Below are 8863 nucleotides of genomic sequence, written 5' to 3' on the forward strand. Positions count from 1 at the left end.
GGATATGACGGTGAGATTATTGCAGATGGTCGATTAGGTGTCGAAATAAATAGAATCATTTTGCCGATGGGAAATAATGAATTAAAAAACATTTTTGATAAACTCATTCTTGCTGAAGCAACAGGAAATACAGATAATAAGATAGACTCGACTAATATTTATTTTTTGAATAATAAAGACAGCCTAAAATTATTAAGTCAAGAAAATAGCAATCAAATTGTCAGATACACCATAGAAGAAGATATATATCCACTCTCTTATTGTGATGAGGGTGATAATCAGGTGAAGGGATATGTCCATGATTTACTCAAGCTCATTGAGTCAAAAAGCTTTCTTAAATTTCAGTATGTGCCGGCCAATGGTAGAGATATTAGACAAATGCTTATCGATAATGAAGTCGATTTATTGCCTTCATTAAATGTCGATGACATCGATAATCGTGATTTTATAGCGACCCCACCTTACACTAATTTGCAATTTGGTTATGTGGTCACTAAAAAGCCTTTTCAACAGAAAAAATTAGCGATATTAGATCGTACTGGTTACTTATATAGCCACTTAAAAATCTATGAAGATAATAAAAAAGTTAAAGTTTATAGAGATCTTAAAAAGGTTATTCTAGATTTAAAATCAGGTAAGATAACTCATGCCTTAATGAATCAAGATATTATAAATCAGCAAATGGCATATCTTGGTGATAAATTCTTGATACTTCCCGCAATAGATAATGAAGGTTACTCTATTAATATCGGTATGGTCTTTCGAAAGGACGAGTCGATATTGTCTGAAATGCTCAGCCGATCTTTAACTATGGTAACTGAGTCTGAGATTAATGCACTAAAATCACTCCATAAGAAAGTGAATGTGAATTATGGTTATGATAAGCAGCAAGTTATAATCTATTCTTTGATTGCAATGTGTATTTTTTTGTTTTTATTATTATTTGGAATAATTATATTTTATAAGTTGAAAAGTTCCTTAAAATACAGTCAAATCAGTTCAAAACTTTCAGAAGTTCAAGTGCAATGGCTGACAGATTTGCTCGATAAAATACCCAGCATGATCTTCATTTCAGATGTGAATGGGAAAGTAGTGTTATCTAACCGTTCATATAAGCAATGTAGCAAGGCTTCTCTAATTAGTGATGATGTGAATTGCCTCATATGTACTGGCATCGGATCTGTCGATCTGTCGAATAAACACTATCAGATTGATGAGAAATATTATGTCATTAATCATGAATCGATTGCGCATCCCAAGAGTGGGGATACTCATTACTTGACCGTTTGCAGTGATATCACAGAACTCAAGCTCTCAGAATTAGCATTACGTGATTCTAACAATAAGGCACTAGAAGCTGTAGATGCGAGGAATCATTTTTTAGCTGTAATGAGTCATGAGCTTAGAACGCCAATTGCGGCCATGCTAGGGTTGATGGAGATTTTATCAACTCGAATTAAAAACGATGAGAGCCGTTTGTTATTGACGAATGCAATTCGTTCTGCCGAGAGAATTAAGCACCATGTCCATGAGATTTTAGATTTTTCAAAAATGGAAGCTCAGCAATTACAATTAGATATACGCCAGCATAATATTTTAGAAGAGTTATGTCCCACCATTAGAAGCTTTGAAGCGAGTGCTAAGTTGAAAGGCGTTGAGTTCGTTGTTGATTGGGTGCCGACAGCTATTATTTACGCAAAGTTTGATGCGTTACGCTTAAATCAGGTTCTTACCAATGTATTAGCCAATGCTGTTAAATTCACTACGGCAGGTACGGTTTCGATCCACGTTGAATTGACGGAAGAACAGATAGTCTTTGCCGTAAAAGATACGGGGTGCGGAATGAATGAAGCGCACTTGGATTCGTTATTTAAGCCATTTATGCAAGCGGATAAAACCATTACTCGCCAATATGGTGGTACTGGGCTTGGTATGTCAATAGTATCGAATTTAGTCAATCTAATGGATGGTCATATCACGGTTTCCAGTACGCTGAATGAGGGGACTCAAGTAACGATAGTGCTTCCCATTTGTGGTGAGCCGCTGTCTGAACCGTTGAGTCAACGTAACTACCGTTGCACTAACGAACGCATTATCGAGTGGCTGAAGTGTTGGCAGGTTTCGGTAAGTCAAGGTGGTGTATCCTTGGTCGATTTTGACGCGATAATGACCAAAAAACATCTCTATCCTGACCTGCTTATTGATAAGATAAAAGATAGTGAACAAGTGCTGGTTCAACCGAAAAAAATGAAACTTTGTGGGCATGTTTTGGTGGTTGATGATGACGCTATTAACCGTTTGTTATTAAAAAAACAGCTGCATGAACTTGGTGTGCAAGCAACCATTGTTGGTGATGGAGAAGAGGCATGCCACCTTTTACAAAGCGAAGACAGCCAGTTCGATTTACTACTAACGGACTGCCATATGCCTAAAATGGATGGTTTCGCTTTAGCAAGATTTGTTAAAAATAATATTCCGCAAGAGAGATATAAGGTGGTTATCGGTTGTACGGCGGAAGACTCACGGTTGATCGCAGAGAAGGCTTACCAGTCAGGTATGGAACACGTGCTGTATAAACCCTATTCGTTGGCGTCGCTGTATACTATGTTGAGTGGTTATCTTTCTATGTATCCTTTAGTAAATGCTGACTCAAAAAGCTGGCTTGAGAGCTTTTTACCGGGTGAAAAAAGTGAAATTGCTTCTGTTGTGGCAGAATCTTTAGCGGCCGAGGTCGATAGACTCGAAAAGCATGATTCTGATTACAAAATGATAGCTCATCGTGTTAAAGGCTCTGCCGGGGCGCTTCAACTGGATTATCTCGCGAGTCTTGCGGTTAGCTTGGAGCGCGAATTAGAACCACAAGCTGTTGTATCTGCAAAACAACGACTGATAATGGAAATTAAAATCGTGATTACACAAGCACAAGAATGGTTAGATAAACAGCAACGAGTAGATGACGAATGAACATTTTGATTGTCGAAGATGATCGAATTCAAGCCACGAGTTTGAAACTGAAACTCAGACAACTTGGGTTGAATAACGTCGATATTGCAGCAAATGGACACCAAGCGTTGGCTTTATGCTTGCGCAAAGAGATATCACTGGTTTTTTGTGATATTCATATGCCGGAAATGGACGGAGTTACGCTTTTGTCGATGCTTGGGGATAAACATCCTTCACTCGGAATTATTATATTGAGTGCTGTTGATGATGCTGTGTTAGACCTTACTTATAACATGTGCTGTTTAGCGAGCTTTAATTTTGTCGATGTTTTACGAAAACCCTATTCTATTGAGCAACTTGAAACCGTGATTCATGCGTTTCATGTGAAGTGTGAACAACAGGCCGCAAGCATTACGCCTATCTCATTAGGGTACAAAGAGATAGAAACAGCATTCAGTGAAGATTGGTTATTCAATTACTATCAACCTCAGTTTGATTTTAAAACGGGTGCCATGGTTGGAGTCGAGGCACTTGTCCGATTAGATCACCCAGTTCATGGTGTATTAAGCCCTGCGCATTTTCTGCCTCTTATTGAAGAGCTGAATTTGATGGATAAGCTGTTTTTAATTGTTTTGGATAAAGCATTATCGGCTTTAGGCAGTTTGTCAGCCGATCTCCAGTTATCAATCAATATCTCCCAGAGTAATTTACAACAGCTGATCTGTGACCCTATTCTTACTCTCTGTCACAAATACGCGTTTCCCACTGATAAACTCACGCTCGAGCTGACGGAAGATCATGTCTATAACGGTACGACAGCATCACTGGCTAATCTTGCGCGTTTAAGAATGCATGGTGTTGGTTTATCCATTGATGATTTTGGCACAGGCTACGCCTCTCTAAGTCAGCTCTCGAAATTACCCTTTACAGAACTTAAAGTAGATCAAAGCTTTGTCCGCGATCTCTCCACCAATTATAAAAACCAGCAACTCACCAACATGTGCTTATTGCTAGCGCAATCCTTAGGCTTGCATTGTGTTGTCGAAGGTGTGGAGGACGAAGATACTTGGCAATATTTACGTCATTTAGGCGTGGATACTTGTCAAGGTTATTATTCGGCGATGCCTATGCCGATTGGCGATCTCGCTGAACTGTATAGCAAAAATATCAGCAAGCAGTTAAGCCATCAAAGTATTGAAGATGGTGTGTATTGCTTATTAGTTGGAGAAAATTCGACTAGCGCTAATGCCCTAAGAAAAATGTTGATGAGAGAAAAACGCGTTACGCAAGTGGTCGTTGCCAGTGATCTCGCTTGCGCTGTAAAGAGATTGCGTGATTTACCTTTTAATTTAGTGGTTGTGGATAGCTACTGCAGTAAAGACGCTAGTTTGCAGTTGCATCAGCATATTGAATCGATGAATTTTAAGGGAAGACTTATTTTTCTCAATGAATATCATGAAGCAATATCTGCAGAACTTGCATATGCGCGCCACATTGTGAAATCAGCTGCATTGACTGACACTATTCAGAGCATAATGGGGGAGGTTGGGCGAACAGTTAATTTTCAACCTAGTTTTCGACTCAATGAAAGACTATCCAGCAGAGAGTTGAGTGTGGCAAATTTGTTGATTCAAGGTTTGACCAATAAGCAGATAGCTAATCAACTGGATATTAATCAGAAGACAGTCAGTACTTACAAAGCGAGAATTCAAAGTAAATTGGGCATTCGTTCGGCCATGGAGCTGATTCGTTACATTGAGCTCGATCATCTTAGTGCCAGTTTGAGCATCGCGTAAACTGAATGTCGATTTGCGTAAGTATTAGATTACACTTTTCGGTGAAAGTGTTTATTTATTATTACCAACCAACACGTTGTTAATTTATTGTTAATCAATTTTAGTGACACTCTTCACGATTTTATTTTTAGATGTCAGGATTATCCCTTTAAGGTTAGATCTAACGTAACTAAGATGTTAAAAAAAGGCTGATTTTCCAGTGAAACGTGCTGAAAATGTACTCAACACTAGATGATTTAGCACTATGGTCTGACCAGATAGCGCTTGTAACTTTAATTCACTGAGTTTGAGTTAATTGTTGGGCTATTTATCTATTCCATTAGGTAAACCATGGAATTATGCATTTTTTTGCTACGATTTTATGGCAAATTACTTCAATGGTTGCTAATGTGTGCCGCTATCCTTAGGAGTTTTTAGATTTTTCTGCTTAGTTTTTGCGCTAAATAAATCTAAAGTTCTAGCGATGCTAGAGAGCTCTCAAGGAAGTCATGGATGCAAAAATAAAAACTTGGAGTTTATGCATGTATAAAAATAAAATCACCCAAGCCCTTCTTCTAGGGGCGGGTATGGCAGTGGCTGCCACTTCTACTTTTTCTCTCGCGGCTGATGTTCCAGCCGGCACTAAATTGGCCAAAGTTCAGGAGCTCGTTCGTGGTAACGGTACTGAAGTCGCCACACTCGATCCTCACAAATCCCAAGGTGTTCCTGAGTCGCATGTAATTCGTGACTTATTGGAAGGGCTTGTGAACCAAGACTCGGATGGTAAAACCATTCCTGGTGTCGCAGAAAGTTGGGAAACGGCAGACAACAAAACATTCATTTTCCATTTGCGCAAAAATGCAAAATGGTCAAATGGTGATCCTGTCACGGCTGGTGATTTTGTTTTCAGCTTCCAGCGCGCCGTCGACCCTGTAACGGCTTCTCCTTACTCTTGGTATATGGAATATACCAAGATGAAAAATGCCAAAGAGATTATCGCAGGAACGAAAGACAAAAGTGAACTTGGCGTTAAAGCTAAAGATGACCATACACTCGTTGTTGAGCTTGAAGATGCTGTGCCTTATTTCGTCATGATGATGGGCCATACAACCGTGAAACCCGTTCATAAAGCAACCGTAGAAAAGTTTGGTGACCAATGGACCAAGCCTGAGCATTTTGTTGGTAACGGTGCCTACGTTGTTGATCAATGGGTTGTCAATGAGCGTTTAGTACTAAAGCGTAACGAGCAATACTGGGACAATGGCAAAACAGTCATTAACAAAGTTACCTTCCTGCCTATTGAAAACCAAGTATCAGAAATGAACCGTTTCTTATCAGGCGAAATCGATTTCACCAATGAATTGCCAACAGAGCACTTCAAGCGTCTGAAGAAAGAACACCCGGAATCAGTATCGATTCAGGGTAACCTATGTACCTACTACTACATTTTTAATACCAAAAAAGCACCATTTGACGACGTTCGCGTACGTAAAGCGATTTCTTACGCTATCGACCGTAACATTGTGAGTGATGCGATTTTAGGTCAAGGCCAAAAACCAGCTTATTTCTTAACACCTGAAATTACGGCTGGCTTTAATCCTCAAATGCCAGCATACGGCAAGATGACGCAAAAAGAGCGCGATGCAGAAGCGGCAAAATTGTTAGCTGAAGCGGGCTTTAATAAAGACAACCCACTGAAATTCAGCCTCCTCTACAATACATCGGAAAACCACAAGAAAATCGCTGTAGCACTGGGTTCTATGTGGAAAAAAACGTTAGGTCTTGACGTTGTATTAGAGAACCAAGAGTGGAAAACGTATCTAGATTCTAAAGATCAAGGTAACTTTGAAGTGGCACGCGCTGGTTGGTGTGGTGACTATAATGAAGCGTCTTCATTCCTAACCTTAATGGTGAGCAATAACACCACGGGTGGTTTGCACTACCAAAGCGCTGAATACGATGCAATTATTGACAAAGCGTTGAAATCAACCTCAGAAGAGGAGCGCACTAAGCTATATCTGGATGCTGAAAAGCAATTAACTAAAGATATGCCAATTGCCCCTATCTATCAGTATGTTAAATCTCGTTTAGTATCTCCTAATGTAGGCGGCTTCCCGGTGAATAATGCGGAAGATAAGATCTACTCAAAAGATCTTTATATCACAGCAAAGTAAGCCCCTTACGCTGATAACAATATAACGACTTAGACACTGCATGTAGCTATCTTCAGATAGTAATTTACATGCAGCGTCTTTCTAATTTTCATTGTCACAGACTGAAAGAGTGAGTTTATGCTTAAATTCATCGCAAAAAGGATATTAGAAGCGATACCAACCATGTTGGTGTTGATCACGGTATCTTTCTTTCTCATGCGTTTCGCTCCTGGTAACCCATTCTCAAGCGAACGTCCTTTACCACCGGAAGTGATGGCCAACATTGAAGCCAAATATGGCTTAGACAAACCCGTGTCTGAGCAATACTTCACCTACTTGACCAATATTTTGCAAGGTGATTTTGGCCCATCATTCAAATACCAAGATTATACGGTGAATGAATTGATCGCCGTTGCCTTGCCTGTCTCGGCAAAAGTCGGCTTTATCGCTTTTATTTTTACCGTTATCGCGGGTGTTTCCATTGGTACGATTGCCGCACTAAAACACAACACTTGGATTGACTACACCATCATGTCGACGGCAATGATTGGCGTGGTGATGCCGTCGTTTGTTCTCGCCCCAGCTTTAATTTATCTCTTCTCCTTGCATTGGAAAATATTCCCGGCTGGTGGTTGGTTAGATGGAAGTTTCCAATATTTAGTACTGCCAGTGCTGGGTATGTCGATGCTCTATATTGCCACCTTTGCCCGTATCACCCGTGGCTCAATGATAGAAACACTCAACAGTAACTTTATTCGCACGGCACGCGCGAAAGGGTTGAGTTATCCCTATATCGTTGTTAACCATGCTTTGAAGCCAGCTTTACTGCCTGTTGTGTCGTATATGGGGCCTGCGTTTGTCGGTATTATTACGGGGTCTGTGGTGATTGAAACGATTTTCGGTCTACCGGGTATCGGTAAGCTGTTTGTTAACGCTGCATTTAACCGCGATTACTCATTGGTGATGGGTGTAACCATTTTAATTGGTTTCCTATTTATTCTTTTCAACGCCATTGTTGATATTTTGCTTGCGGTCATTGACCCGAAAATTCGCTACTAACAGGGACGTATGGTTATGTTAACGAAAAGAGAAAACCTAGCCGCGGTTGAGAAGTTTTCTGAAAACTTAGAAATAGCTGGCCGCAGCTTATGGCAAGATGCGCGAATTCGCTTTATGCGTAACAGAGCGGCAATGGTCAGTTTGTGTATTTTGACGATGATGACCCTTGCGGTGATCGTACTACCGATGATGGCCCCGTATACCTATGACAATACGGACTGGTATTCAATGCACGTTGGGCCCAATGCGGATCATTGGTTCGGCACCGATAGCCTTGGGCGTGATTTGTATGTGCGTACCTTAGTGGGTGGGCGAATTTCGCTGATGGTTGGCGTAATGGGCGCGTTGGTTGCTGTTCTGATCGGCACACTTTATGGTGCGGCGTCGGGCTTCATTGGCGGTAAAGTAGACCGCATTATGATGCGTATTTTGGAGATTCTATACGCTGTTCCTTTCATGTTCCTTGTTATTGTGTTGGTCACGTTTTTTGGCCGCAATATCGTGCTTATCTTCGTCGCTATCGGTGCAATTGCATGGCTTGATATGGCGCGAATTGTGCGTGGCCAAACCTTGAGCCTACGCAGCAAAGAGTTTATTGAAGCGGCGCATGTGTGTGGCGTCAGCAACTGGAAAATTATTACACGTCATATTGTGCCAAACGTGTTGGGTATTGTAGCGGTCTATTCGACGCTGTTGATCCCAAGTATGATTTTGACAGAGTCATTTTTATCTTTCCTTGGTCTTGGTGTTCAAGAGCCGATGACAAGCTGGGGAGCACTTCTACAAGAAGGTTCACAAACAATGGAAGTCGCTATTTGGCAACTTGCTTTCCCAGCCGCGTTCATGGTGGTCACCCTGTTTTGCTTTAACTATGTCGGTGATGGTCTGCGTGATGCGCTTGATCCTAAAGACCGATAATTAAAAGATTAAGGA

5 protein-coding genes are annotated in these 8863 nt (G+C 40.8%); all 5 read left to right on the forward strand.

Annotation, left to right across the window (positions count from 1 at the left end; genetic code table 11):
* Positions 1–2964 (forward strand): ATP-binding protein (locus tag B9J84_RS07635; protein ID WP_094123872.1); only part of this gene is annotated, 2964 nt, incomplete at its 5' end.
* Positions 2961–4739: an EAL domain-containing protein gene (locus B9J84_RS07640; RefSeq protein ID WP_094123873.1), complete on the forward strand. Its 1779-nt coding sequence runs from the start codon at positions 2961–2963 to the stop codon at positions 4737–4739. The genes B9J84_RS07635 and B9J84_RS07640, both read left to right, overlap by 4 nt.
* A 521-nt stretch (positions 4740–5260) precedes the next feature.
* Positions 5261–6892: an ABC transporter substrate-binding protein gene (locus B9J84_RS07645; protein ID WP_026028151.1), complete on the forward strand. Its 1632-nt coding sequence runs from the start codon at positions 5261–5263 to the stop codon at positions 6890–6892.
* Between the two features lie 117 nt (positions 6893–7009).
* Positions 7010–7930 carry an oligopeptide ABC transporter permease OppB gene (gene oppB / locus B9J84_RS07650; RefSeq protein ID WP_013856495.1) on the forward strand — a complete coding sequence of 307 codons (921 nt, stop codon included), beginning with the start codon at positions 7010–7012 and terminating at the stop codon, positions 7928–7930.
* A gap of 15 nt (positions 7931–7945) precedes the next feature.
* The gene (gene oppC, locus B9J84_RS07655) at positions 7946–8848 is read left to right on the forward strand and encodes an oligopeptide ABC transporter permease OppC (RefSeq protein WP_026028150.1); all 903 of its coding nucleotides are present in this window, start codon (positions 7946–7948) and stop codon (positions 8846–8848) included.
* The last annotated feature ends 15 nt before the right edge of the window (positions 8849–8863 follow it).

This window comes from Vibrio sp. V03_P4A6T147 (genome assembly GCF_002241085.1).
Classification (GTDB): Bacteria; Pseudomonadota; Gammaproteobacteria; order Enterobacterales; family Vibrionaceae; genus Vibrio; species Vibrio anguillarum.